At 63.9% G+C, this 25,722-nt stretch carries 21 protein-coding genes; 5 read left to right on the top strand and 16 right to left on the bottom strand.

Translation table 11 applies throughout. From position 1 onward, the window contains the following. Positions 1 to 11: 11 nt before the first annotated feature. On the bottom strand, positions 12 to 1,385 hold the full coding sequence (locus GR303_RS18920; protein WP_201752141.1) for a family 43 glycosylhydrolase: 1,374 nt from the start codon (positions 1,383 to 1,385) through the stop codon (positions 12 to 14). A gap of 186 nt (positions 1,386 to 1,571) precedes the next feature. Next, a complete protein-coding gene (locus GR303_RS18915) occupies positions 1,572 to 3,041 on the bottom strand; it encodes a calcium-binding protein (protein WP_161726053.1) in 1,470 nt (489 codons plus the stop codon). A 198-nt stretch (positions 3,042 to 3,239) separates the two neighbouring features. Here GR303_RS18915 and GR303_RS18910 point away from each other — a divergent pair, with 198 nt between their 5' ends. Next, a complete protein-coding gene (locus tag GR303_RS18910) occupies positions 3,240 to 3,635 on the top strand; it encodes a DUF6455 family protein (protein WP_161726051.1) in 396 nt (131 codons plus the stop codon). Positions 3,636 to 3,643: 8 nt separating this feature from the next. Here the strand turns inward: GR303_RS18910 and GR303_RS18905 are convergent, their stop codons facing one another. The 6 genes from GR303_RS18905 to GR303_RS18880 all read right to left on the bottom strand — a co-directional run bounded on the left by GR303_RS18905 (position 3,644) and on the right by GR303_RS18880 (position 9,673). After that, the gene (locus GR303_RS18905; RefSeq protein ID WP_161726050.1) at positions 3,644 to 4,759 is read right to left on the bottom strand and encodes an alginate lyase family protein; all 1,116 of its coding nucleotides are present in this window, start codon (positions 4,757 to 4,759) and stop codon (positions 3,644 to 3,646) included. Between the two features lie 89 nt (positions 4,760 to 4,848). Beyond that, entirely contained in the window at positions 4,849 to 5,940 is a 1,092-nt protein-coding gene (locus GR303_RS18900; protein WP_161726049.1) for a DUF2778 domain-containing protein, read from the bottom strand. A gap of 142 nt (positions 5,941 to 6,082) precedes the next feature. Then, on the bottom strand, positions 6,083 to 6,559 hold the full coding sequence (locus tag GR303_RS18895; RefSeq protein ID WP_161726048.1) for a cupin domain-containing protein: 477 nt from the start codon (positions 6,557 to 6,559) through the stop codon (positions 6,083 to 6,085). Between the two features lie 411 nt (positions 6,560 to 6,970). After that, a complete protein-coding gene (locus GR303_RS18890; protein WP_161726047.1) occupies positions 6,971 to 8,452 on the bottom strand; it encodes a methyl-accepting chemotaxis protein in 1,482 nt (493 codons plus the stop codon). 620 nt (positions 8,453 to 9,072) lie between these two features. Continuing rightward, complete coding sequence (locus GR303_RS18885) at positions 9,073 to 9,444, bottom strand: hypothetical protein (protein WP_161726046.1); 372 nt, start codon at positions 9,442 to 9,444, stop codon at positions 9,073 to 9,075. Between the two features lie 100 nt (positions 9,445 to 9,544). Continuing rightward, positions 9,545 to 9,673, bottom strand: a complete 129-nt coding sequence (locus tag GR303_RS18880) for a YHYH domain-containing protein (protein WP_161726045.1) — start codon at positions 9,671 to 9,673, stop codon at positions 9,545 to 9,547. A 317-nt stretch (positions 9,674 to 9,990) separates the two neighbouring features. Between GR303_RS18880 and GR303_RS18875 the strand changes: the two genes are divergently transcribed. Beyond that, positions 9,991 to 11,967 (top strand): methyl-accepting chemotaxis protein, encoded by a 1,977-nt coding sequence (locus GR303_RS18875; protein WP_161726044.1) that lies wholly within the window; start codon positions 9,991 to 9,993, stop codon positions 11,965 to 11,967. 908 nt (positions 11,968 to 12,875) lie between these two features. On the opposite strand, the gene GR303_RS18870 is transcribed toward GR303_RS18875, so the two are convergent. The 3 genes from GR303_RS18870 to GR303_RS18860 all read right to left on the bottom strand — a co-directional run bounded on the left by GR303_RS18870 (position 12,876) and on the right by GR303_RS18860 (position 20,125). Next, entirely contained in the window at positions 12,876 to 13,316 is a 441-nt protein-coding gene (locus tag GR303_RS18870; RefSeq protein ID WP_161726043.1) for a DUF1801 domain-containing protein, read from the bottom strand. A 57-nt stretch (positions 13,317 to 13,373) separates the two neighbouring features. Then, a complete protein-coding gene (locus GR303_RS18865) occupies positions 13,374 to 16,229 on the bottom strand; it encodes a cold shock domain-containing protein (protein ID WP_161726042.1) in 2,856 nt (951 codons plus the stop codon). A gap of 200 nt (positions 16,230 to 16,429) precedes the next feature. Beyond that, complete coding sequence (locus GR303_RS18860; protein ID WP_161726041.1) at positions 16,430 to 20,125, bottom strand: vitamin B12-dependent ribonucleotide reductase; 3,696 nt, start codon at positions 20,123 to 20,125, stop codon at positions 16,430 to 16,432. Between the two features lie 692 nt (positions 20,126 to 20,817). Between GR303_RS18860 and GR303_RS18855 the strand changes: the two genes are divergently transcribed. Both GR303_RS18855 and GR303_RS18850 read left to right on the top strand, forming a co-directional pair. Then, on the top strand, positions 20,818 to 21,231 hold the full coding sequence (locus GR303_RS18855; RefSeq protein WP_161726040.1) for an NADH:ubiquinone oxidoreductase subunit NDUFA12: 414 nt from the start codon (positions 20,818 to 20,820) through the stop codon (positions 21,229 to 21,231). Positions 21,232 to 21,258: 27 nt separating this feature from the next. Then, positions 21,259 to 21,486 (top strand): hypothetical protein, encoded by a 228-nt coding sequence (locus GR303_RS18850; protein ID WP_161726039.1) that lies wholly within the window; start codon positions 21,259 to 21,261, stop codon positions 21,484 to 21,486. Between the two features lie 68 nt (positions 21,487 to 21,554). Here the strand turns inward: GR303_RS18850 and GR303_RS18845 are convergent, their stop codons facing one another. From GR303_RS18845 to GR303_RS18835, 3 genes are all read right to left on the bottom strand, one after another. After that, on the bottom strand, positions 21,555 to 22,172 hold the full coding sequence (locus tag GR303_RS18845; RefSeq protein ID WP_161726038.1) for a hypothetical protein: 618 nt from the start codon (positions 22,170 to 22,172) through the stop codon (positions 21,555 to 21,557). Between the two features lie 62 nt (positions 22,173 to 22,234). Continuing rightward, positions 22,235 to 23,011 (bottom strand): VOC family protein, encoded by a 777-nt coding sequence (locus tag GR303_RS18840; RefSeq protein WP_161726037.1) that lies wholly within the window; start codon positions 23,009 to 23,011, stop codon positions 22,235 to 22,237. A gap of 11 nt (positions 23,012 to 23,022) precedes the next feature. Further along, the gene (locus GR303_RS18835; protein WP_161726096.1) at positions 23,023 to 23,376 is read right to left on the bottom strand and encodes a DUF1428 domain-containing protein; all 354 of its coding nucleotides are present in this window, start codon (positions 23,374 to 23,376) and stop codon (positions 23,023 to 23,025) included. A gap of 321 nt (positions 23,377 to 23,697) precedes the next feature. On the opposite strand from GR303_RS18835, the gene GR303_RS18830 reads away from it, so the two are divergent. Next, on the top strand, positions 23,698 to 24,309 hold the full coding sequence (locus GR303_RS18830; protein ID WP_161747595.1) for a DUF2155 domain-containing protein: 612 nt from the start codon (positions 23,698 to 23,700) through the stop codon (positions 24,307 to 24,309). Between the two features lie 2 nt (positions 24,310 to 24,311). Here the strand turns inward: GR303_RS18830 and aat are convergent, their stop codons facing one another. Continuing rightward, entirely contained in the window at positions 24,312 to 24,986 is a 675-nt protein-coding gene (gene aat / locus GR303_RS18825; protein ID WP_161726928.1) for a leucyl/phenylalanyl-tRNA--protein transferase, read from the bottom strand. A 60-nt stretch (positions 24,987 to 25,046) separates the two neighbouring features. Continuing rightward, complete coding sequence (locus tag GR303_RS18820) at positions 25,047 to 25,649, bottom strand: class I SAM-dependent methyltransferase (RefSeq protein WP_161726930.1); 603 nt, start codon at positions 25,647 to 25,649, stop codon at positions 25,047 to 25,049. Positions 25,650 to 25,722: the final 73 nt, after the last annotated feature.

The following is a 25,722-nucleotide window of genomic DNA, read 5'->3' as shown; positions in this document are numbered from 1 at the left end:
CAACGGGAGGGTCAGCCACCCGGGCCTGTCCGAACGCTCACGCCCTGCGTACCGAAGGCGAGGGGCACCGCGAGGAGGGCGCGGAACTTCTTGTATCCCGCTTCTCCCGGGAAGAAGGCATGCAGGAAAAGCCACGGCTCGCCATCCGGGCCCGGCGCGACGGAGGGGTGGCCGGGGCCGAGCCATTCGGCGGAGGAGCGCAGGAGCGGCTGCCGCATCTTCCGGTAGGGGCCGAGAGGGGAATCCGCCACTGCGGCGCCCGTCCCGTATTCCGGGGTCGAGAAATCGTTGCCCGAGTAGAACATGTAGAAGCGACCGGCATGCTCCAGCACCCAGATCCCCTCGATCAGGTGCGCTTCCCACGCCTGGTCGTTCTCCAGGACGATCCTGCGCTCGCCGAGAAGCCTTCGTGTCCTTGGGTCGAATTCCTGGGCATAGACCGGGGTGCGCAGGGCCGAGAGGATATGCCGGACGGTTTGCCCATCCTCACCCGATGAGCCGTCGAGCAGGGCCTGAAGGCGCTGCCGAAAGCCCGCGAAATCGGCCACCACGGCTTCGATCAGCACCTGCTGCACCAGGAAGCGCTCCATGGGCTCCAGCGTCATCACCCAGGGCCAGAGCGTGAGCGCCAGCGACGCTGTGCGCCGATCCTCCGGCGAGGCGAAGAGCGCGTCGACCCTGTCGGGACGCGCGTAGAGGAACGCGCTCAGCAGGGCCGGCCAGACATCGTTGGAATCCTCTTTCCAGAACAGGAACGTGCGGCCGTTGCGATCGACGAGGAGGTGAGGATCGATCACGCCGCCGCGGACGAGGGGGGTGTCGTCGCTTTCGAATGGTCCCTCGGGGCTTCGCGATCGTGCAAGGCCGATGGCGAGCGAGCCGTCCTTCTTCTCCCGCGCCGTGAAGTAGACGAGGAACTCCTCGGGCGTCATGTGCATCTCGGGCGCCCAGTAATCGCTGACGTTCAAGCCGTCCGCAGCCCAGGACGGCTTGGAGCCCTCGGGAAAGACGAAGCCTGCGAGTTCCCACGAATCCAAGGTTCGGGATTTCAGGATCGGAAACGAGTTCGGCGCATCGTTGGAGGTGGCGAACAGATAATACCAATCCCCATGGCCCGTGCGCTCGCCGGGCACGAGGGTGACCGCGGGGTCGCCGTAGCCGTACCAGATCTCGGGCGCGACGTTCCTGTCCAGCAGGACGCGATAGGGCGCCGTAAAGGACGGTGTTTCCGCCTCGTGCCGGTTGCGGGGCAGGCGGGTTCCGAAGTCGCGGGCAATGGCCTCGAACAGGGCAAGATAATCGTTCTGCTCCCGTCCGGAGAGTTCGTAATCGCGGGCTGTCAGGGCAGCCGTCGCAGGATCGGGGCCGGCTATGGCGAATGCCAAGGGCGAGCCGCCGGAACCAAGACGCACCTGAAAGGGGAAGGGTGCCCCGTCCGGCGGCTCCAAAAGGGTTCCGTTCCGCAAATGGCCGCCCCGTTCTCCCGTCATCGCCGTCCCGCGCCGTTTCGAACCATTGCCTCAACGCGTGACGTGCCTGTCGGTGCCTCCGTCGAACTGCCGCACAGATCCTCAGATCACGAAGAAATCGCCATAGGCGAGGGCGAGGCCCTTCTTCACGGTGGCGAACTCGACGGCTTTGTACTTGGATCCCGAGCCGTCGGCGTCGTAGGAGAGCACGCCCTTCTTCTTGCTGTAGATGATGTAGTCGTCCTTGTCCTTGGCCTTCTCGGAGGCGAAGTACGATTTCTTGAGCAGGGCCGGGTTCGCCTCCGAGCCCTTCTTGCCCAGCTTCGCGAACACCTTGTTGTCCAGCCAGATGGCGTCCTCCTTGCGGACGAAATCGGCGATGGCATCCACGTTGCTCTTGCCCGGCTTGGTGTCGAAGACGAACGTGTCCTTGCCGGTTCCGCCCACAAGCACGTCGCGATCGCCCTTGCCGTAGAGGCGGTCGTCGCCGTCGCCGCCTTGCAGCGTGTCGCGGCCGGAGCTGCCGATCAGGGTGTCGGCCACCGGCCCTCCGACCGTCCCGACGCCGCCAGAATCGTACACGCGATAGAAGTCGATGTTCCGGCTCGTCGACCTCTCGCCTTCATCCGTGGCCGTGATCGTGATGCGATCGAGACTGGTGGGCGAGCCCGTGCCGGCGGGCTTGTAGATGACTGCCTGGAGGACGGCCTGCATCGCATCCGGCGCCCCCGTGCCGTCGAAGCGAAGGATGAGCCCAGCTCCCCTGAACTCCGCCTGCCCGATATATTCCCCATCGACCATGATGGCCGAGAGATAGCCCCCGGAGATGCTGACCCTCGCCGTCTGGACGAACTCGAACGTGCCCGGCGGGGATGTGCCGCTGCTCTCGAGCCGAACCTCCCGGACCGATCCGAAATCGTCGGACAGCTGGATCGCTCCGGACGGATCGAGGGCCACCGGCTGCCCGTTGCGGATCTCCCGCGGCCCGGCGGGAATGCCGGCAATGGTCGGCGCCTGGTCGATGCTGACCTGGCCGTTGCCGTAGGTGACGCGGTCGAACCCGTTCCGATGCAGCAATCGCAACTCGTCCGGCGAGAGATCCACGCCGGCAACCACCAGATGATCGTTCTTCACGAGGCGCGCGGTGACCTTTTGCGCGACGGCAAGATTGTCGGCGGTGAACGTCACGCCGTTGGAGGAGAGCTCGATCTCGGCGAAGTTCTCGATGACGATTCCGCTGGCGTCGATCTGGGTGCCACTGAGGAGCAGGTAGTTCGGGTCCCCCACGCCGCCGTCGATCCGCTGCAGACCCGCGAGCTGGGACCCGGCGAGATAGAAGCGGTCACTGACATCGTTCCCGCCCAGAAGGATCTCGAAGCCGGTGAATTGGGCCGCGGCGGCGCCCCCGTCTCCGCCGTTGGGCAAGGGTGTCAGGTAGAAGAAGCCACCGCCCGTCAGGCGCAGGGTGTCGGTCCCGCCGCCGCCGTCGAGAGTGGCGCCGGCCAGCTGCGGGGCGGTCCTGCTGATGTCGTCGTTCCCGGTGCCGGTTGCAGCGTACAATGCGGGGTTCATGGTCGGGCCGGTGCCTGTCTGAATGGGTGGTCGCTCCGTCGAGCGATTATGTTCTATAGTAACATCTACCTCAAGGCCATCCTGCCCCGCCGGGCCTTGGCCGCATCGCCGTCCGCCGAAGGGATCGGCCCGGTTTGCGCTGGATCAAAGCGCGGGTCGCGTCAGGGCCTATTCTGGCGTGACATCATGGAGGCGACCATGCGTTTGGGAGAGACGCTCCGACACTGGCAGGAAAGCTGGGCTCAGGCCCGCGAGTTCGACTCCCTCGATCGGGAGCAGAGAGAGGCGCTGGCCCGCGACGTCGGCGTTCCCGTGCAGATCCTGCCGGTGCTGGCGGCCCGCGGCCCCAATGCCGCCGCGGAGCTGCCGCGCCTGATGGAGGCGCTGACCCTGAAGCCCGACCAGGTCCGGCAGATCCACGCCGCGCTCATGCGCGACATGAGCCTGACCTGCTCGGGATGCGAGGCCGGCGCCCGCTGCCGCGAAGACCTCGAACGGGGAACGGCATCGGCTTACTACAGCGAGTACTGCCCGAATGCGGAGGTTCTTCAGGAGCTTCAGGCCGAGGCGGTCGTGAAGGCCAAGCGGCCCTGAGAGCTCGATCACTCCCCGCCCTGGAACAGGAGCGTCATGTTCCCGCCGATGGCGCTCGAGGAGACGGGGCGCTTGGAGGCGAGCGCCGCCTCGACCTCAGGGGAGGGATGGCGGCTCTGGTAGATTTCGAGCCAAGCGATGCGCGAGGGCGGCACGGTGCCGTCGTTGGGATAGGGCTCCTGCTTCGCTCCCGTGGCCTTCTCGAAGAACGAGGGATCGTCGAGGGAGCCGATCACCCGCTTCACGAGCCGATCGAGCGCCCCTCCGTGCTCGGCATAGAGATTGACGCCCTGGCTGCGGGCCAGTTCGGCGGTGGCGACGAGGGGCTCGGCGGCGTAGATGTGATAGTCCCGGGCCCGCTTGCCGCGCTTGATCTCGAGAGGCAGGGTGCCCTCGGGCGTGACCTGCGACAGCCCGATGCGGGCGCTGTCGATGCCCCACTCCGTCAACCGCTTGTCGCCGGTGGCGACGCCTGCGGCCGCGGCGGCAAGCCCTGCCCAGTAGCGGTGATTGTTGCGGCCCGAGACGTTCTTGTTGTCGCTCATGGAAGCGACGACCTGTTGCCCGAGCGTCCTGAGCCATCCCTCCACCCGCTTCTTCTGCTCCTCGGGGAGACCCGGAGCATGGCGGATCTGCAGGTAGGCCAGCGCGAAGCCGCCGAGCGCCTGGCCCAGGTTGAAATGGGCCTGCTTCGAGCGCAGATCGGTCATGGCCTTGGCCGAGGCCCAGGCGTCGAGCCAGGTGAGCGCGCAGGCGGCTGCGGCCGTGTTCTTCGGGCCCGATTTCACATAGGCGTTCGTGATCTTCACGAGGTTGCGCCCATAGATGCGCAGGGGCTCAACCGCCTCGGTATAGGCTTCTTCCGCCTCCTCATCGAGAGCGGCCTTCTGTGCGTCGTCCTGCTTGTACTTGCTCTGCGTATCGAGGGTGACGACGGGCGCGTCCGGAGTGTCGCAGTCGTATTTGGGCTTGGCCTGCACGTTGTCCCGGGCTGGCGCCGGCACGAGATATCCCACACCCTGGGCCCGAGCGGCGAACGGGGCGAGAAGAAGCGCAGCGGTCAGGCCGGCGCACAGGAACGGCCGCCTGGCCTGCTTCGTCCCGCATCCTGCTGCCTTCCTCATGCCGCTCCTCCTGCGCTCCGGGGTCGATCATGAAGTAGGCGCTCGGCAGCCTAAAGCCAGGGGTTTCGGATCACCCGAAAGGGGGCTCCTCACGAGTTCTTGACGGCGCGCCGGCTGGCGAGGCGGGGCACGAGATCCTGCCCGCGGCCGGCCGTGACGACGAGGCGCTTCACCTCGCCCCGGAGATAGGCCTGGAGGAGCCTGTCGTAGTTCTTCAGCGACACGCAGCCGTTCGAATCCCCCCGCGGTCCGAGCAGATAGGGATGGGCCAGGATGCCGTCGCGGCCGTAGATGGCCGCGCTGCCGCCCACCGGCGTGAGGCGCAGCGCCCGGACGCCGTGGAAGAGCGCCTCCCGCTCGGTGACGATGTAGGTCCCCGGCGGGGTTGCGCCCTTCATCCGCACGTTCACGTAGCGCGGGTCGTCCATCATCGGGCCGAGCCCGGAATGCGCCTCGAGCCTTTCGCCGTTCGGCAGGGTGAGCGTCTGCGCAACGATGTCGTAGACGGCGGTTCCGGCGCCCGCTGCCTCGGGCATGGGGCCGAAGCGGGCGGTCGGCGCGATGCTGCCCGTGCCCCGGTCGAGCGCGGCATAGCTGAGGGTCGCCTCCGGCGGAGCCGCGGGGCGAATGCCGAAGAGCTTTTCGAAGAAGGAGCGGTTGTCCTCCGGCGCGGCAGCGGGTGCCGCCGGAGCGCGAGGCGTTGCGGCCGCGCTCGCTGCCTGGGTCGGGGCGGGCGGTTTCGGAGCCTGCAGATCCGCTGGCCGCGGCACCGGCAGGGGCACGATGACAGGCACCGGCGGGGCGGCCTCGGCCATCGCCAAGCTCGGTGCCGGCCCGGGCGCGGGCTCCTGAGCGGCGACGGGCGCCTCAGGCGCGACGGATGAGCGGAAGCCCGGCTGGAGCGGGGCGTTCCAGGCGAGGGCGCCCGGATTCAGCGCAGGCTTCGGATCGATGAGGGCCCGGTCGGGGGCTACGGCAAGTTTGGGAGCCTCGGGTGCAGGCGCCGGGCCTGCCGCGACGCTGGCGGCGGACGCCTCGGACGGCGCATCCTTGCGATGCTCGAAATCGACGAAGAGGGCCGCAGGGCTGAGCGAGAGCGCCACGAGCAGGGCCGTCGGAAGCAGGCTGCGCCGCTTGGCGGGCCGGGCGCGACGGTAGGACGGATAAGGCTCGTACGCCATGGGGAACTCTACGCAACAACCCGCGCTTCGCACGACGTGCCGGGGGCCCGCGGCGGAGCCCGAGGATGCCGTGCGACAGCAGCACTCTCACTGCCGTCGATTGAACGACGGTTTGGTTAAATTCCCGATAATTGCCGCCGGCCTATTGCGACTTGCGCGGATCGTCCGCCGGGTTCAGGTAGTTGATCGACCAGGGGCCGCGGGTGCTGAGCTGCACCACCGTCTCCCGCTCGGTCTGCACGTAGTGCTGCGTTCCCGGTGCCATGGCGATGACGCCGCCGGCGTCGATGGTCTTCATCTTCGCCGGGTCGAAGGTCGATCCCATGCCGATGGCGAAGGCGCCGCTGACCACGGTGACCACCTCGTCGACCGGATGGGTATGGGCCGGGATCCGGTAGTTCGCCGGGAACTTCAGCCGCATCACGAACACCCCGTCCTTCGTCGGATCGCCGTAGAGGACGGACATCTGCGCCCCCTTGGGCAGGGACGGAGGGCCGTCCTTCCAGGCGACCTCGCCTTGATTGACCATGACGTGCTGGTGCTGCTGGGCGGCGGCGGGGCCGGGGGCAAGCAGAAGGGCTGTGGCGCAGAGGGTGGCTGGAAGCGTGAAAGCGTGCATCGCGACCTCCCGATGAGGGTGACAGGGCGAACGCAAACAGGCGGCCGGACGATAGGCGTGCCGCTGCGTAAAAGACTCCGCCTGCTCGGGGTCGGCGTCAAGCGAGCGGCGCTTCGGGGCGTGCGTTTCCGCACCCCTTGCGGATGGCGTTTCGATCCCCATATCAGGCTGACCCAGCGGACATCGTATGTGGACTTCGGGAGCGGCGGGCGTCACCGCCGCCCTCGTCGGGATCGCGCCAGGACGGATGTAATCCGGCCCGGTCCTCTCCTGCGCCTGCCTGACGATGCAGGTGCCCGTCTGGACCCTATCAGCCCAGGCCCGTAGCCGGCGCGGCGGAGATGCGAAGGCATCCCGCCCGTTCGCCCCGGAGCCTGGGCTTTTTCATGCGCGACACCGGCGCCCCGTCGTTCACCGGGCGAGGACGATCGCGGCTTCCTTCGTGGTGCTCACCGCCTGAGACACGCGGCCGACCGCCGAGGAGATCGCGCCGATATTGGTGGAGATGCGCGCCACGGAATGGGCCGCGCCCTGCATGTTGGACGACATCTCCTGCGTCACGGCGCTCTGCTGCTCCACGGCGGTGGCGACGCTGATCACGTGATCGCGCATGGCTTCCACCGATCCCTGAATCTTCGCCAGAGCCTCGACGACGCCGTTCGAGATGGTCTGAACCGCATCGATCTCGGTCGTGATCTGCTCCGTGGCGCGGGCCGCCTGGGAGGCCAGGTTCTTGACCTCCGTGGCGACGACCGCGAAGCCCCGTCCCGCGTCGCCGGCGCGGGCGGCCTCGATGGTGGCGTTGAGCGCGAGCAGGTTGATCTGGCCGGCGATGTTCTGGATCAGGCCGACGATGCCGCCCATGGCGGTGGCGGCGGCCGAGAGCTTGTCGGTGAACGCGCCCGCGCCCTTCGCCTCGGTGAAGGCGATTTCCGTCGCCGTGCGGGAATTCGTCATGCTCTGCGAGATCTCGGCCACGGAGGCCGCCAGTTCCTCGGCGGCGGAGGCCATCATCTGCACGTTGCTGGAGGTGCTGGTGACGGCCGCACTGGCCTCCTGCGCCTCGTGGTCGGAATCGCCGAGGGCGGTGTCGATCTCCCTGAAGTTCCGGTCGATGATCTGGCGCAGGTGGAGCAGCAGGTTCGCCTGCTGGGTCACGTCGGCGGCGAACTTGACGACCTTGTAGGGGCGCCCGCTGGCATCGAGGATCGGGTTGTAGCTGGCCTCGATCCAGATCTCCCGCCCGCCCTTGCCCACGCGCTTGTACTGGCCCGCCTGATACTCGCCCGCCTTCAGCCTGCGCCAGAACTCGCGATACTCGGCACTGTCCCGCAGGGCAGGCTCCACGAACATGCTGTGATGCCGGCCCCGGATCTCGTCGAGGGAATAGCCCACGGCGGCGAGGAAATTGGCGTTGGCGTCGAGGATGGTGCCGTCGAGGTCGAAGGCGATCACGGCCTGCGACTTGCGGATCGCCTCCACCTGGCCCTTCAGCTCCGCCTGCTCCTGCATCTGGCGGGTGATGTCGGTGGCGAACTTCACGATCCTGAAGGGCTTGCCGTCCCGCCCCAGGAGCGGATTGTAGCTCGCCTCGATCCAGATTTCCCGGTTGCCCTTGCCGAAGCGCTTGTAGCGCGCCGCCTGGTACTCGCCCTGCTTCAGGCTCTTCCAGAACGCGGCATATTCCGCGCTGTCGCGGAAGGCGGGATCGACGAAGAGGCTGTGATGCTTTCCGCGGATCTCCTCCAGCGTGTAGCCCACCGTGTCGAGGAAGTTGCGGTTGGCATCGAGGATGACGCCGTCGAGGTCGAACTCGATGATGGCCTGCGACCGGTCGAGAGCAGCAAGCTTGGCCTCCTTATCGGCGTGGTTCCGGGAGAGAACGTTGATCATGAAAATCTCCGCTGCCGATCTGCGACGGCATCAAAACAGTTGATCTAAATCAATTCGTCAGACGATGCTCGCCTCACGTGAATAAAAATCGGTTAATGTTAGCCAACCAATTCGGAGATGATCGAAATTTGACCATGGTTGGTAGGTCTGAGGCGCGGGAATAGCCTTTTGGGAGCGCAGGCAACGTTACGGATGCTGTCAAATTCCTCTGCGGCATGGCAGGCCAGCGCCTTCGGGCCCGCAGCGTGAGCTGCGAGCCGTCGGGGTTGCTCGAGGGTGGCGCTTGGGGCAGCCCGGCTCGATGGGTGGTGGTGTGGATGGAAGAGCCGGACGGCCTCTTCGCGCACGGTTCTTTTCAGGCGGACCTGGAACAGGCCAGGATCGGCCTCCCGCGACCACAGGGGTGCGAGCCCTGCGGCGGGACCGTGCCTGCTCCCACACTGCGACGCCTCGCGAGCGCGCCCCTCGACAGGAGCAGATCTAAGACAACGATATAGCCGAGCTTGCAGCCGAAGTCAAGAACAAAATAAGAACATTATCCCTCGGCTGAGGCGGCGTGCCGGCCCGACAAAAAAGGCAGGGCTTTCGCCCTGCCTCGCGCGTCCGGGTTTGGTCGGTGCTTAGTCGAGGGTGCGCACCCGGCGGCGCACGGTGGTCGTGGTCGTGGTGTCGTCGTCATCCATCATCATGCGGCCGGGGGCGTAGTCGCGGGCGGACCGCACCGTCACGCGCTTCTTCACCTGGCCGGGAGCGTAATAGGACGCGCCGCGGCGGGTGGTGATGGTGGCCGTGGTGGACGGCTCGCGCACGATGCGGCGCTCCACGGTGCCGGAACGGCGGATCACGCGGGTGGAACTCACCTCGTCGTCATCGTGCATCATGTGGCCGGGAGCCACGGTGCGGGAGCGGATCTCCACCGACTGGGCGGAAGCCGCCGTGCCGAAGCCGACAACCAGAGCCGCGGCCATCAGGCCGGTTTTCGCGAAACGCATTCGAACCTCCTCAAGGGAATGTCAGGTTGGAGATCCAACGTGAGTTCGCCATGAGCGTTCCAGCGTAACAGTGAATTCCGTCCGCTCCCTAGGACAAGGGTCAGCGGTGGCAGTGCCGGTCGCCGGTCTTGCGGTTGGTGTGGCAGCCGTTCTTGTCGAGCCCGCCCCCATGGGCAAGGGCGGAGGTGGCAAGAAGAGCCGTCAGGACGACGGTGAGCAGCGCTTTCATGGGTGGAGCCCCCGGATCGTGTTTTCCAGCGAGGCCATATTGCAACTTACGATGGTATTCTGCAATGACGTTTTCCCGGATTCGTCTCGGCTGCTCCAGGGGGTGAGGGGCCGTCCAGGGACCGCCGGATGAAAGATTGGAGTTCCTTCGAGCCGGGCGGCAAGAAAAATTCTCGTCTCCGCAGCAAGTTTACTTAACGTTAGATAAGATGTTCGAATATTTAGCCGAATGACGATCGTATCCAGCATGGTCTGGCGCTCCGTCGTCATGGGCCTGCAACAATGAAAGACAATGCAGGTGGAACATCGGGGGGAAAAATGGGATCGTTTCTGACGAGGATCAGCCTTACGTTCCAGATAGGGCTGATCGGAATTGCCGCTTCGACCGGTATGCTGGCTATCGGTGCGATCTACTTCACCGCCCAGAAGACGCTTTCCGAATATGAAAGATCGCTGGGCGCCGCCGAACAGCTCGAGCATCTCGCGAATGTCGCCAATGCCGAACTGCTCGAAATGCGCCGTGCCGAGAAGGACTTTCTGCTTCGCCGGGAGGAGAAATACGTTCAGCGCCATGGCGAGCTGACGCAGGCCTTCGAGAAGCAGCTGGCGAAGTTCGACGGCCTCATGGCGAGCTTCCCTGAACTCGCCGGCCTATCCGGCCAGGTGGCGATCCTGCGGGAGGGTTTTGCCGCGTACCGCGCCAGCTTCGGCAACCTCGTCTCCGTTCAGAAGAAGCTCGGTCTCGACGAGAATTCCGGCCTGCAGGGCACCTTGCGCGGCTCCGTGCGGGCGGTGGAAGCAAAGCTCGCCGATGCCGGCGATCCGCGCCTGACCAATCTGATCCTCATGATGCGGCGCCACGAAAAGGATTTCATGCTGCGCCTCGACGCCAAATACGGCGAGGACATGAGGAAGCGGGTGGACGAGTTCTCGACGGCCCTGTCCTCGTCCCTCGTCGCCCCGGCGGCCCAGGGCGAGATCAGGCGCCTCATGGCGGCCTACCAGAAGGATTTTGCCGATTACATGGCCGCCGCCTCCGAGCTCGGGAACGAGACGAAGGCGCTTTCGACGGCCTATGCCAAGGTCGATCCGGCGGTCTCGGCCATTCTCTCGGCGGCAGCCGACGGATATGCCCGCGCCAAGGCCGGGATGCAGGAGGCCGTGGCCTCCACGACCCGGACCATGTGGATCGCAATCGGCCTGGCCCTGGCGCTCGTCGTCGCTCTCGCCTGGATCATCGGACGGGCCGTGTCGAGGCCGATCCTCGGCTTGAGCGACACGATGGCGCGCCTCTCCCAGGACGACGTCTCGGTCGCGGTCTCGGGGCAGGAGCGCCGGGACGAGGTGGGCACGATGGCCCGGGCCGTGCAGGTCTTCAAGGACGCCATGATCGCGAAAATGGCCGCCGACGAGCAGGCGGCGCGCGAGGCCGACGCCAAGTCGCGGCGGGCCGAGATGCTCGACCGGTTGACGCAGCGCTTCGAGACGAACGTCTCTGCCCTGACCCGCGCCCTGTCGGCGGCCGCCACGGAGATGGAGGCCACGGCGCAGACCATGAGCCATGTGGCGAACGACACCACCGAGCAATCCCTCACCGTGTCCTCGGCCGCCCAGCAGGCCTCGGCCAACGTACAGACGGTCGCCGCCGCCACCGAGGAATTGTCGATCTCCATTCGGGAGATCGCATCGCAGGTGAGCCAGTCCTCGGTGATCGCCGAGCGGGCGGTGGTGGATACGCGCAAGACCACCACCACGGTGCAGGACCTTGCGGCCAGCGCCGAGAGGATCGGCAACGTGGTGCAGCTGATCAGCACGATCGCCGGCCAGACCAATCTTCTCGCCCTCAACGCCACCATCGAGGCCGCCCGCGCCGGGGAAGCCGGCAAGGGCTTCGCGGTCGTGGCCTCCGAGGTGAAGGAGCTGGCCACGCAGACGGCCAGGGCCACCGAGGAGATTTCGCAGCAGATCGCCTCCGTGCAGCAGGCGACCCAGCAGACGGTCTCCGCCATCCAGGAGATCGGCCGGACCATCGCCGAGATGTCGCAGATCTCCACCTCCATTGCGGCGGCCATGGAAGAGCAGGGGGCGGCGACGGCCGAAATCGCCCGCAACGTGCAGCAGGCCGCCCGGGGCACGGATGCGGTCACCGGCAGCATCCAGGGCGTGCAGCAGGGGGCGGGCGAGACCGGAGCGGCCGCATCCCAGGTTCTCAGCGCGGCCCAGGAACTGGCGCACAACTCCAACGACCTCACCCGCGAGGTCTCGGTCTTCCTGCAGGACGTGAAGGCCGCCTGATTGCCGAGCCTGCCCTTCGCCGCAGCCGGACCGGAACAGGTCCGGCTGCGTTTTCGCTGTGCGGGCAGGGGCCTGCCGGATGGGATGCACTGTGATCTCCTCATGAAACGTCGGGCAATGGATCAATGAAAGGGATTCGGGAACGAACGAAGGCATGGGCCTTCGGCCCCAGGGCCGGTCTGGCCCTGGGCTTGAAGGCAATCGAGGGTGGCGTGTCGTGCAGCCCGGCTCGATGTCTGTTGGTGAAAGTGAGAGCCGAACTGCTCATCACACGCGGTTTGTTTCAGCGGACCTGGAGCAAGCCAGGATCGGCCACCCGCGATCACAGGCTTGCGAGGCCTGCGGCGGGACCGCTCTCCGCCCCGTTCTTGCGACGCCTCGCGAGCGCGCCCCTCGTCGGGCGGGGATAGACAACGATATAGCCGAGCTTAGGACAGAAGTCAAGAACAAAGTGAGAACGCGCACTCGGCCGCACCGTGTCATGGCCGTCCCCGGACCTGAACTGGGGATCAGTCCCGGCCATCCACATCTTTGGACGACAGGAGGGCGATCCACGCTCGAGGTGCGATGCCTCAACGACTCCTGATCATCAGAACATAGACCGCCAGAACCATAGCGATCAGCAGGACGGCGTAGAGGGACTGGGAAAACATCAGAGGAAGCCCAGGATCACGCCTGTGCAGAACAGGAATGCCAAACCGGACACTGCAAGCGCTTCGTTCTCATAGGAGATGTAGGACTTGATCCTCGCCATCATGGCACCCTCCTGGGTTGCCATCACTATGCGCGCATGGGAGCCGGAAAGATACGATTATCCTCAAGGCCGACTTTGCCGGAGCATTGTGGGACAAATCCCGCGTTCCTTTGAGCCTGCGCGGGGAGGGCGCTCGCCCTGATCCGCCTGGCGCTCAGGCACCGGTGCGGGCCGGGGCGCTCTTCGGCCGCTTGGTGGTCGAGGATGCGTTCAGGGCAGCGGCGGCCAGGATCAGCGCCTTGAAGGCCTCCCCGTCGAGCGCCTCGCCCTCATGGATGTCGATGGCGCGGCGCACGTTGCCCTCGAGGCTGGCGTTGAAGAGGCGGGACGGGTCGTCGAGCGCGGCGCCCTTCGGAAAGGTCAGCTTCACGACGCTCTTGTAGGTCTCGCCGGTGCAGAGGATCCCGGCCTTCTCCCACACCGGAACCCCACGCCACTTCACCGCCTCGACCACATCGGGCACAGCCTGCCGGATGAGCGCCCGCACCCGCGCCAGCGCCTCGCCGCGCCAGTCGTTCAGGTGCTGGATATGCGCGTCGATCTGGTGGGAGGGGGAGGGTGGTTGTTGGGGTGAGGCGGTTGTTGGGATCTGCATGGTTGCTGTTAATCTTGTTACGCGGAAGCGCGTCTCAATAGATGTGAGTCATCACGGCTACAGACCAGAGTACAGCTCTACCTCTGTTCCCGATGGACGATTGCCATGTCCATAAACAAACTTGCACCTAACTCTTTCTCCGATTTGGAGTTTTTTAAATTTAGTTCCTGAGGTGCAGTTTGAGTGATGAAAGAAAAGATCATTCCCATCATCTAGTCGGATAAAGCCGAATTTTGGTTGCAGCGATTTTATGGAACCAGTAAGCACTTGGCCTTGCACATATTTGGACCCAGTCTCATTTTTGGATGCGACTTCTTCTTGGATAGGTCGGACATTGACTGCACATGGTCCCCTATCACTGGTACCAATATCAAACTCGACAATTGTGCCCTCTTCCACTGTGAAGAAATTTGATTCGCCCATCCAGGCCGCACGATTGAAGTACAAGCGAGTTCCGCCAGTATCCACGAAGCCGTAATTCTTATGGAGTTGACTCAGGCGACCACGGTTGGGAAGACTATTTGCTGCGTCAGCGCTACTAAGCTCAGAAGCACTCACCTCATCGCCAACGGTTTGAATTGGATCCAGCGCTCTGCCTGCATCCAACATCCATCGCACAATGTCGGTAAGACGTGAGTATTCAGGCAGACCTTTGAATGCTCGTTCTAGTGCCGGGATTTGTCGCCGCCTCGCACGCTCAATGTTCTTGGCCGTGCGATGATCGACGAGTGCGCTGGGGGCGCCGTCGAGTATCTGCTTAGCCTGCTCTAGCGACTGTAATGCTGCCAGGTATTCCTGTTGAGATGCATAGATCTCCGCTCTACGAAATTCATTTTGGATGCATAGATCGAGGTGAACTCTCCGCATGCGCGATGGTAACTGGTCAATATCCTGTATGGCTCGGAGTCGTTTCTCTGCCTCATCAAGTTTCCTTAAATATTGAAGTACCCTCGCACACTCGATCTTCACGTATGCCGAGTTCGGAGCAAGTTCCTCTGCCTTCAATAACTGTTCTAGTGCTCGCTCTTGATCGCCTAAGTGGCGTGAGATGAATCCCGCAAACCATACACGTAGTGCTGCTCGTTCCGAAGCAAGGGATACAGCAGCTTCGTATTCAGCTTCTGCAGAAAAAATGTCCTCTTGCGCAATATGGAGCATCGCAGCAACCCGATGAACCTCAAAATAGTTTGGTGAAAGATCATTTGCCTTCCTAATCTGTTCCTCGGCGTCTGAAAGAGATCCTTTGAAGATACTTTCAATCGCACGTGTGAGGATTTTAGCTACGATGTAGTCATCTTTATCTCGTACATAGACATTATTTATGTCAAATATGTCTGCACCTGCCTTTGCGGTGAACTCTTCCTGAGCAGATCTTAGAGCATTCTGTTTCGCAATAAGTCTTCTTTGTTCTTCAATGGAGGGGCGGATAATCTTCTGTATGTACATCCTCGCGAGAGGGCTTAGGAGATATCGGTCCTCATCTTCCGAACTCCTACCGCGCTCTGCAGAGACCAAGTTCGACGTAATAAGCACAGAAAGCGCGCTCTGAATTTTTATGCTGTCTAAGTCAGTAAAAAATGCCAAGCTCGCAACCGTCTGTGGGCCATTCACACCTGCGAGCGTACTAGCTACTGTCCGCGCTTCGACTGAAAGAGAGTTGAAAACATTCTGTAAGCAGAATTGCAGAAGAACAGTAGGATCGCTTGTTAGAGTTGTTGGTCTCTTGCCTGCACGAACGCTTTGAATGAACCACTTGATAAATAGAGGATTGTGCTGCAAACGCTCACAATAGCCCTCGACGACATTAGGTTGGGCGGAGGCCATATCCGCCGCGCCCCAAACACGAGCTGTCCTTCGGAAGTAAAATGCGGCTTCCTTCTTGTTCAAAGGAGAGAGTGGAATTGGAAAATCAAACGCCCCAAGGCCAATGCGAGTCGTAAACATAATTCGGCTGCCTTGCGGCACCCGTCTGACGAGCTCTCGGATGTTTTGATCTATAACTGTTTCGAGATTGTCGATAACTAAGAGAATCTTATTATTCTCTAGGTGCATTATTAGGTCATCAATTGCAGACGTTTCACTCTGCCTTCCGAGAAGGGAGGTGGCACTTTCGATGATCCCGAGCGACGATGAGATTGCTCCCTCTATAACCTCAATTTCGTTAAGCGTGAGCTTAGTTGTCTTTGCTGTTGTCCAAACAATAGCATCGAGGCCGGCTTCATTATCGTCGAGCAAATCATAACATGCCTTTAAGGCTAAGGCCGTTTTCCCTAATCCACCTTCCCCGATTACTGTAATTATAGGGTAAGAGCCCAGCAAGGCTCTCTTCAACTCATTAAGTTCTTTCTCTCGTCCTACAAATCCAGTATCGTCAAACTCAACTTGCGGGAGATTGTGCAGAATCTTTGTATTTTCATCAACTGTATCTGGAATTGTTAAAGCAGTGACAAATTCTGGATTGCGCTCTAACTCGCGTCGTGTTGTACGCAGATTTGCCCAAAGAGCTCTGTGTGACTTGATTAACTCTGACGCGAGATCAGTTAAGCGTGTGTGATCGTCAAATTCTAATGGGCGGGAATGCATCACCCTGTTGCGGGTTGGTATTATGCCTTCCAACGCTAAGTAATATCTCTTTATGTATGATCTAGTTAAGTCATCAAGCCGACCATCATTGGCTCGAATTGCCTGGATTTCCTCTCCTAAATCAAGATATTCTAATAGATCGTCTAGATTTGATAGCCCATCCGGATTGTCTTTGAGATACCGTTCCTCTGCCTTCTTCTTAACCGTATCCGGAAGGAGTTTATCGGGAGGGACAAGAGGGGCCACATGAAGTGCTAGGAAATCCCTAAGATCGCGCTCCAATGCAGAGATCAACGCATACATAGTCAAGCGTTGAATCGTATGTGCCATTTTCTGCCTCGTGCGCCGTAATAGTCAACTGTTAGAATTTGCCTTGGTTGTATTATACAGCCATAGGATGTGGTGTGCTTCAAGAGATAGTTTTACAGTTTTCGATGTAAAAAGAGCGTCCCCTAGGGGACGCTCTGATTGTTGATATGACTAGATGAACTTAGCCTTACCGGTTCCACGCTGGAACCCGCACTAAGTTCTTACGAGCACCCCGTCGTGCTGCCGCAGGTATCGCACTTCAAGCACGTCCCGTTCCGCACCAGGGTGAAGTTGGCGCATTCGGGGCAGGCTTCGCCGACATAGCCCTTCATCTTGGCCTCGGCGCGCCGGTCGGCGACGGAGGGGGCCGTGAAGGCGAGCTTGGACATCTCGGCTTCGCCGACCGGCTTCTCCTGCACCGCAGGTGAGGCAAGCTCGCCCTTGAGGGCGTTCGCGCCGACCGTCATGCCGGTCGTCCGCTGAGTCACGCCTGTGCCGCTGGCACCGCCGGGGATGAGCATGAGGCGGTCGGAATTGCCGCGCACGAAGCCGCGGGAGACGATCGCCGCGGCGGGGGCGGGCTCCGGCGCCTTCGACTGGTCCTCGCCCTTGCCGATGGTGGTGGGGCCCACTTCCGACGGGTCCACGTGGGCGAGGTCGTTGCGGCCGAGATAGGACACGGCGAGCTCGCGGAACACGTAGTCGAGGATCGAGGTGGCGGACTTGATGCGCTCGTTGCCCTGGACGAAGCCGGCGGGCTCGAAGCGCGTGAAGGTGAAGGCCTCCACGTATTCCTCCAGCGGCACGCCGTATTGCAGGCCCAGCGAGATCGCGATGGCGAAGTTGTTCATCATGGCCCGGAAGGCGGCGCCTTCCTTGTGCATGTCGATGAAGATCTCGCCGAGGCGTCCGTCGTCGTATTCGCCGGTGCGCAGGTACACCTTGTGGCCGCCGACCACAGCCTTCTGGGTGTAGCCCTTGCGGCGGTCGGGCATCTTCTCGCGGTCGCGGATGGCGACCACGCGCTCGATCACCTTCTCGACGATCTTTTCCGACACATGCGCGGCCTTGGCGGCGGCGGGGAGCTGGCTCAGCGCCTCCACGGCCTCCTCCGCATCGTCCTCCTCATCGGCGATGAGGGCGGAGTTCAGCGGCTGCGAGAGCTTGGAGCCGTCGCGGTAGAGGGCGTTGGCCTTCAGCGCCAGCTTCCAGGACAGCATGTAGGCGTTCTTGCAATCCTCGACGGTGGCGTCGTTGGGCATGTTGATGGTCTTGGAGATCGCGCCCGAGATGAAGGGCTGCGCCGCCGCCATCATGCGGATGTGGCTCTCCACCGAGAGGTAGCGCTTGCCGATCTTGCCGCAGGGGTTGGCGCAGTCGAAGACCGGGTAGTGCTCCTTCTTCAGGTGCGGCGCGCCCTCCAAGGTCATCGCACCGCAGATGTGGATGTTCGCGGCCTCGATCTCGGCCTTCGAGAAGCCGAGGAAGGAGAGCAGGTCGAAGGACGGGTCGTTGAGCCTGTCCGCCGGCACCTTCAGCGTGCCGGTCAGAAAATCCTCGCCGAGCGTCCAGCGGTTGAAGACGAACTTGATGTCGAAGGCCGATTTCAGGCCCTTTTCCACCGCGTCGATCTTGTCGTCCGAAAAACCCTTGGCGCGCAGGGAGCCGGGATTGATGGCGGGGGCCTGCTTCATGGAGCCGTGGCCGACCGCATAGGCCTCGATCTCGGCGATCTCGGATTCGCGGTAGCCGAGCGCGCGCAGGGCATCGGGCACGGCCCGGTTGATGATCTTGAAGTAGCCGCCGCCGGCGAGCTTCTTGAACTTCACCAGGGCGAAGTCGGGCTCGATGCCGGTGGTGTCGCAATCCATCACGAGGCCGATCGTGCCGGTGGGCGCGATCACGGTGGCCTGCGCGTTGCGGTAGCCGTTCTTCTCGCCGAGCTCGAGGGCCTGGTCCCAGGCGCGCTTGGCATGGGCGATCAGGTTGGCGTCGGGGCAGGAGGCGTGATCGAGCGGGACCGGGTTGACCGAGAGGCCCTCGTAGCCCTGAGCCTCGCCATGCGCCGCGCGGCGATGGTTGCGGATCACGCGCAGCATGTGCTTGGCGTTGGCCTTGTAGTTCGGGAAGGGCCCGAGCTCGCCCGCCATCTCGGCGGAGGTGGCATAGGACACGCCGGTCATGATCGCCGTGATCGCGCCGCAGAGCGAGCGGCCTTCCGCCGAATCATAAGGAAGGCCCATGGTCATGAGCAGGCCGCCGATGTTCGCGAAGCCGAGGCCCAGCGTGCGGTACTCGTAGGAGAGCTGCGCGATCTCCCTGGACGGGAACTGCGCCATCATCACGGAGATCTCGAGCACCACCGTCCAGAGGCGGCAGGCATGCTCGAAGGAATCCGCGTCGAAGGCCTTGGTCTGGCGGTCGTAGAACTGCAGCAGGTTGGCCGAGGCCAGGTTGCAGGCCGTGTCGTCCAGGAACATGTATTCCGAGCAGGGATTCGACGCCCGGATGCGGCCACCGGCAGGGCTGGTGTGCCAGTCGTTCATGGTGGTGTTGAAGTGCAGCCCCGGATCGGCGGAGGCCCAGGCGGCGTAGCCGATCTGCTCCCACAGGTCGCGGGCCTTGAGGGTCTTCACCACCTTGCCGTCCTTGCGGGCGGTGAGGTGCCAGTCGGCGTCGTTCTCCACCGCGCGCAGGAAGTCGTCGGTGAGCGAGACGGAGTTGTTGGAGTTCTGGCCGGAGACGGTGAGGTAGGCCTCCGAATCCCAGTCGGTGTCGTAGACCGGGAAGTCGATCTCCGTGTAGCCCTGACGCGCGAACTGGATGACGCGCTTGATGTAGTTGTCCGGGATCTGGACCCGGCGGGCGAGCTTGATCTCCTTCTTCAGGGCCGGGTTCTTCTCCGGATCGAAGCAGGCATCGCCCTCGGCCTCGCAGTTCACGCAGGCCTTCATGATCGCCTTGAGGTGCTTGGCGGCGAGCTTGGAGCCGGTGACGAGGGCGGCGACCTTCTGCTCCTCCTTCACCTTCCAGTCGATATAGGCCTCGATGTCCGGGTGATCGACGTCGACCACCACCATCTTGGCGGCGCGGCGGGTGGTGCCGCCCGACTTGATCGCGCCGGCGGCCCGGTCGCCGATCTTGAGGAAGCTCATGAGGCCGGACGAGCGGCCGCCGCCGGAGAGCTTCTCGCCCTCGCCGCGCAGCTTGGAGAAGTTGGAGCCGGTGCCGGAGCCGTACTTGAACAGGCGCGCCTCGCGGACCCACAGGTCCATGATGCCGCCCTCGTTCACCAGGTCGTCCTCGACGCCCTGGATGAAGCAGGCATGGGGCTGCGGGTGCTCGTAGGCCGACTTGGACTTGGTCAGCTTGCCGGTCTTGTAGTCCACGTAATAGTGGCCCTGGCCGGGGCCGTCGATGCCGTAGGCCCAGTGCAGGCCGGTGTTGAACCATTGCGGGGAGTTGGGCGCCACCATCTGGTTGGCGAGCATGTAGCGCAGCTCGTCGTAGAAGGCCTGGGCGTCCTCCTCGGAGGAGAAGTAGCCGCCCTTCCAGCCCCAATAGGTCCAGCAGCCGGCGAGCCGGTCGAAGACCTGCTTGGAGGAAATCTCGGAGCCGAAGCGCTGATCCTCAGGCAGCTTGGCCAGCTCGGCCTCGTCGGGCACGGAGCGCCACAGCCAGGACGGGACGTCGTTCTCCTCCACCTTCTTCAGGCGGGCGGGCACGCCGGCCTTGCGGAAGTACTTCTGGGCCAGAACGTCGGAGGCCACCTGGCTCCAGGTCTCCGGCACCTCGATGTTCTCCAGCTTGAAGACCACCGAGCCGTCCGGATTGCGGATCTCGCTCGTGGCGAGCCGGAAGGCGAGGGAGGAATAAGGCGATTGCCCAGACTTCGTATAACGCCGCTCGATCCGCATAGTCGTTTTCCCATTTTCGGGAGACAAAACGTCCCCGTGGCCGCGATTTGCCCCGCAGCTCATCAGCCCACATTATTGTTCGACGCCCCAACGGTCCGTTCTTGTCGGACCGCCACACGCAACACGCCTGAGTTACGGCCTCCTCCGGGCGCCACAGGTCGCGCGGCAACAGCATTGCCGCGGGCTCTGACGCTTACTCTGGGGAGGGTTCAACCGGCCCTTTCAGGTCGGCCGCCGGTCTCTGGTCGGTACCCCGGCAAGCTAGTCGTGTTGCGAGCCTCACGTCAAGAACTTGTGTCAGCCTGAAGGGTTCCGAACTACATATTGTGTGTAGCTGTGAGAATTGTGGATAACAATCGACCCCCCGGCTAAGCCTCGGAGACTCCTCCGAGAATCCATCTGCGGATTTTTCAATGGCCAAGCTTCGCCGGCTCAGGGCCCCACCTGGAGTCATGCTTAACGGCGGGTGAATGTTGTGCCGGCGCATCGATCCCAGGTGAGGGCTTCAGAGGGCCGGTCGAGCCTCCGTTCAGACCCGAAATGGCCCGAATGCGGGAGATTTCGCCGGCGCCGCCGGGGGAGGGGTGAATCGGAGAATCACCCAAGGCTTTTCGCGACTCGGAAGGCTGGACTTCACAGAACTCAGCGGCCATATTCCGCGCAACTTCACGAACCCCTCCGGCGGCAGCAGCATGAAAGATTATTTGGTCCAGTTCTTCACCTGGTGGAACGGTCAGACCCTCGGCACGCGCTTCTTCACCTGGCGCAAGGGGCAGTTCGTGGGCACGGACGAGTTCGGCAACCGCTACTACCGTCATGTCCAGGCCGAGGCGATCGATTCCAACGTGGGCGCCGAGCGCCGCTGGGTGATCTACAACGGCGAGGCCGACGCCTCGAAGGTGCCGCCCGGCTGGCGCGCCTGGCTGTGCCACAACGGCGACGTGCCCCCGAGCGAGGAAGCCTACCAGCCGCGCCCGTGGGAGAAGCCCTATGTGCCGAACATGACCGGCACGACTCAGGCCTATCGCCCGCAGGGGTCTCACCTCTCCACCGGCCAGCGCCCCGCCGCCACCGGCGACTACGTGCCGTGGACGCCGGGGGAGTGAGGCCGCTGAGGGCCTCGTAGACCCCCGATGCTGAAAAGGACCCAACCCCGCGCCTGCATCGAGTGCGGGCTGCCCTACGGCCACCCGGACTTCGGCTATCATTACGGCCAAGTCGAGAACGGGCCGGCCTATTGGTCGGACCGGGGGCTTCTCTGTTCGCACGCCTGCTCCACGGCGCATTTCGAGAAGCGCGCGAAGGAGGGGGATCCGATGAGGGAGCCCGCTCCCAACCCGCTGGAGCAGGACTGGTCCTGAAGGCTGGCTGCGATTTGCGTCATCTCCGGCACCCATAGGGCCGGGGATGGCAAGCGGCTTGTTTCCGCTCAGGCCTTGGGATGGAAATAGGATTGCCGCCGAATGTCCGCCTCGGCGAAGAGGCCGAAGGCCTGGATCACATGGCCCTGGGGAACCGCGATTCCCTGCGCGACGCCCGAGCCCTTCAGCACCCCGCCGCGCTCGTCAGGCTCCGGATGCCGGTGCGTGCCGCCATCGCCGAGAGTACAGTTCCGGCAGCGGATCGGGCCCAGGATCTGGGCGCCGCGGCCGATTCGATTGGACAGGGCGAGAGAGCCTCCGCCGAGCAGGCGGGCGCCGTCGCCGATCGCGATGCGATCGCCCGCACCGGCCTTGACGGTGAAGCCGCCTTCCTCGCCGATCTCGGCCTCCGCACCGATCGTCACCGTCCCGCCCGAGGCGACGATCCGCGTTCCCGGAAAGAGGTTCGTGCCATGCCCCACGGCGATGCTCCCGCCGACAGAGGCCTGAAGGATGAGCCCGGGCCAGAGCACGGCTCCGTCCCCGACCTGCACATCCGCCGAGATCAGGACCGTGTCGGGATCGGGCATGAGGATCCCGCGGCGGGCGAGGGCAAGGGTGTCCGCCAGGGACAGGAACCCCAGCCGGTGGCGAGCCGCATCACCGATGGCCCGGGCTTCGTTCATGGCAGGCTTGCTCCCTCAGACGATGGTCCGGGGGAGCTTAGCGGCCTGATGCTTCACTGTCTTCAGGCCTTGCGCGGCCCCACGAGGCCGAAGATCGCCCCCTGCGGATCGCTGGCGACGATGATGAAAACCCCGCCCGGCACTTCGGCCGGACCGTAATGGATCGTGCCGCCATGGCCGGACACGGCCTGCGCCGCGGTATCGATGTTTTCGACGCCGAAATAGAAGGTCCACGCAGGCGGCGGCCCATCCGGCGTGCGCTTCATCACGGCGCCGATGGTCCGGCCGCCATGATCGATGAACTGGTAATCGCCCATCTCGCCCATGGGCATGGCGTCGCCCTTCTCCCAGCCGAAACGTGCCCTGTAGAAGGCGAGGGCGGCCTGCGGATCGGTGGTGGCGAGCTCGTTCCAGTTGCAGTGGCCGACCTTGCTCTGGTCGAACGACGTGCTCGTTCCGTCGATTGCGCCGCGCATGATGTAGAACATCACCCCCTGCGGGTCCGTCAGCATGGCGAAACGCCCGACGCCGGGGATGTCGGTGGGCGGCATGTGCTGAACGCCGCCGTCCCGCACGATGTCCGCGGCGGCTGCGTCGACATTCTCGACCGCGATGTAGCCGAGCCATGTCGGGCGCATGCCCGCACGCTCGGCGCCGTCCGGAAGCGGCATGAACCCGCCCACATCCGTGCCGCCGATGCCGAAGATCCGGTAGCCCCGATCGGAGCCTTCCGCCGCTCGGCCCTGCCAGCCGATGACTGCGCCGTAGAAGCGCGCGGCCGCATCCGCATCGTTCGTCAGAAGCTCGTACCAGATGAAGTCGCCGTGTCGATTGGCCATTGCAATACTCCTTAGACGTCGAGGATCGGCGCAAAACCGCCGAAGATCATGCGCTTGCCGTCGAAGGGCATCTCTTTGCCCATCGCCTCCATGCGCGGATCGGTCATGATCTTCTGTTGGGCAGCGTCGCGCACTTCCTTGGAGGGATATTCGATCCAGCTGAAGACAACGACCTCGTTGTCCTTGGCCTGCACGGCCCGGCGGAAGTCGGTGAGCTTGCCGTCGGGCACGTCGTCGCCCCAGCACTCGACCATGCGGGTTGCGCCGAACTCCTTGAACAGGGGCGCGGCCTCCGCCGCATGCTTGCGGTAGACCTCCTTCTTGTCGGCCGGAACGGCCAGCACGAATCCATCCACATAGGGCATCGCCATTCTCCCTTGCCTCGAACAGGCCGCTTCTGCTTGTTCGGCACCGTATATGAGTTGATATCAACGTATTTCAGGGCTGTCAAACGGCGCCTTCGTCCCGGATAGGCGGGGACTCATGCTTTCTGCACGACGGTGGAAGGATGCATAGGCGCAGCGGACCGATCCTGGATTTCCGGGCTGTTCCTGCGGTCCTGCGCCGACTTTCCCGGCTGCCCTTTTTCCATCATGGTTCGCGTGCTATCGCGGTGCCGGACGAAAAGGGTCCGGCCAGGCGAGGCCGGATGGGAACGCCAGATCGGACTTGGCTTGAACGGTATGATGAATTTCGGTTGGACGCGGGCTGCCCTGGTGCTCGCATCTCTCGTCGGCAGCATCGGGGCCGCTCACGCGGACCGGATCAAGAACCCGACGGCGGTCTTCTCGGGTCTGGACAAGATCACCGGGCGAATCGTGTCGTTCGAGGTGGGGGTGGACGAGACCGTGCAGTTCGGCGCCCTGCGGATGACGGCGCGGGTCTGCTTCACCAAGCCGCCCACGGAGACGCCCAACACCACCGCCTTCATCGAGGTGGACGAGCCGGGCGCGGACGGCAAGAGCAAGCGGGTGTTCTCGGGCTGGCTGTTCGCGGCAAGCCCCGGCCTGCACGGCCTGGAGCACCCGGTCTACGACATCTGGCTCGTGGACTGCAAAGGCGGCACCGAGGTGATCGCCGAGCCCAAGGAGGTGCCGGAGGAGCCGCCGCCGATCCAGGATGCGGCCCGCGGGCCCAACGATCCGGCCCGGCCCGGCGACATCATGGCGCCTGCCGGAGGCACCGCGCCGCGCCCGCCCGCGGTCGAGACGGCACCCCTGCAGCCGCAGCCCGCCCCCCAGCCGCGGCAGCCCGCCCGCCGCCCGCCCGCCGCGCCGATCATCAACACGGATCGATAGGGCTACGGGGAGGCCAGGGCGGCGAGGGCCTCCTCGCCGCTGACGATCTTGTGCCGGGGCCAGCAATCCCAATCGGCGCCGTGGTCCATGGCGTTGCGCAGCATCTGCTTGTAGGTGCGCCGGGGCACCTCGACGGCGCCGAACTGCGCGAGATGCGAGGTCACGAACTGCGTGTCGAGGAGCGAGAAGCCGCCCCGGCGCAGGCGGGCGACGAGGTGGACGAGGGCCACCTTCGAGGCGTCCCGTTCGGCATGGAACATGCTCTCGCCGAAGAAGGCGCCGTTGAGGCGCACGCCATAGAGCCCGCCCACCAGGCGAGCGTTCCTGTAAACCTCGACCGTGTGGCAGTAGCCCGCATCGAAGAGCGCGCCGTAGAGCTCGCGGATTCGCCGGCTGATCCAGGTCTTCTCCCGGTCCGCCGCCGGCGCGGCGCAGCCCGCGATCACCCCGTCGAAATCCCGGTCCACATGGACCTCGAAGACGTCCGAGCGGACGGTGCGGGCCAGGCGCTTCGAGACGTGGAAGCCGTCGAGGGGAATGATCCCCCGCTCGCGCGGCTCGACCCAGAAGAGCGACGGGTCATCCGCATCCTCCGCCATGGGAAAGATGCCGGCCGCATAGGCCTTCAGCAGGATGTCGGGGGTAATCTCAATCGCGTGGTCGGAAGATCGGGTCATTCACCAACATATCCGATCGTTCGGGCTGTTCGCCATAGATAGGACGAGTGGCACGCGAAGTCAGACGGGCCTCAGGTAGATTTTGGCGATCCTCTGGATCTCCTCGTCCGGCATGGCGAATGTTGTGGCAAGCCCCCAAAGCTCGTGCTTCTTGGTGCGGCGGAACCCGAAGAACTTGGCAAATCCCGACCGGACGCAGGCATCGCCGAGGGACTTCAGCGTGAAGCCGGTGTGATGGGCCATGTACAGGTTGCCCGCCGCCATGGACGGCCTGAAGCCGTAGAGAATGTCGAGGGGCGCAACCGGTCCCTTGCCGCTGGTATAGATCGGCTTCTCGATGTCGCCCGACGCAAGCCGCTCGCCGAGCGTCTGCAGATCCGGGCAGGTGATGATCGCGAAGCCGCCGGGCTTCAGAACCCGGAACATCGCCCTGAGCGCCACCGGAACCTCGTGCGGATAGAGGTGCTCGATGTTGTGGGCCGAGTAGACCGCATCGAAGCTTCCCGATTCGATGCTGGCCAGCTCCGGCAGCTTGTCAACGAGGTCGGGCTTCACGCTCTCGTCGATGTCGAGGGTGACCTCCTCCCATTCGGGCGCGGCGAAGGCCTTGACGGTCTGATGTTTTCGCTTCGGGCCGCAGCCGACATGAAGAAAGCGGGGCATGTTGATCCATGGCCCCGCTTTTGGAAGCGCGGCCCTCTATTCGCCTGCCTTCAGGATAGAGGGCCCGATATGA

The sequence above is a fragment of the Microvirga arsenatis genome, from assembly GCF_009910705.1.
In the GTDB taxonomy this organism is placed as follows: domain Bacteria; phylum Pseudomonadota; class Alphaproteobacteria; order Rhizobiales; family Beijerinckiaceae; genus Microvirga; species Microvirga arsenatis.
This window is presented reverse-complemented; position numbering and strand designations above follow the sequence as displayed.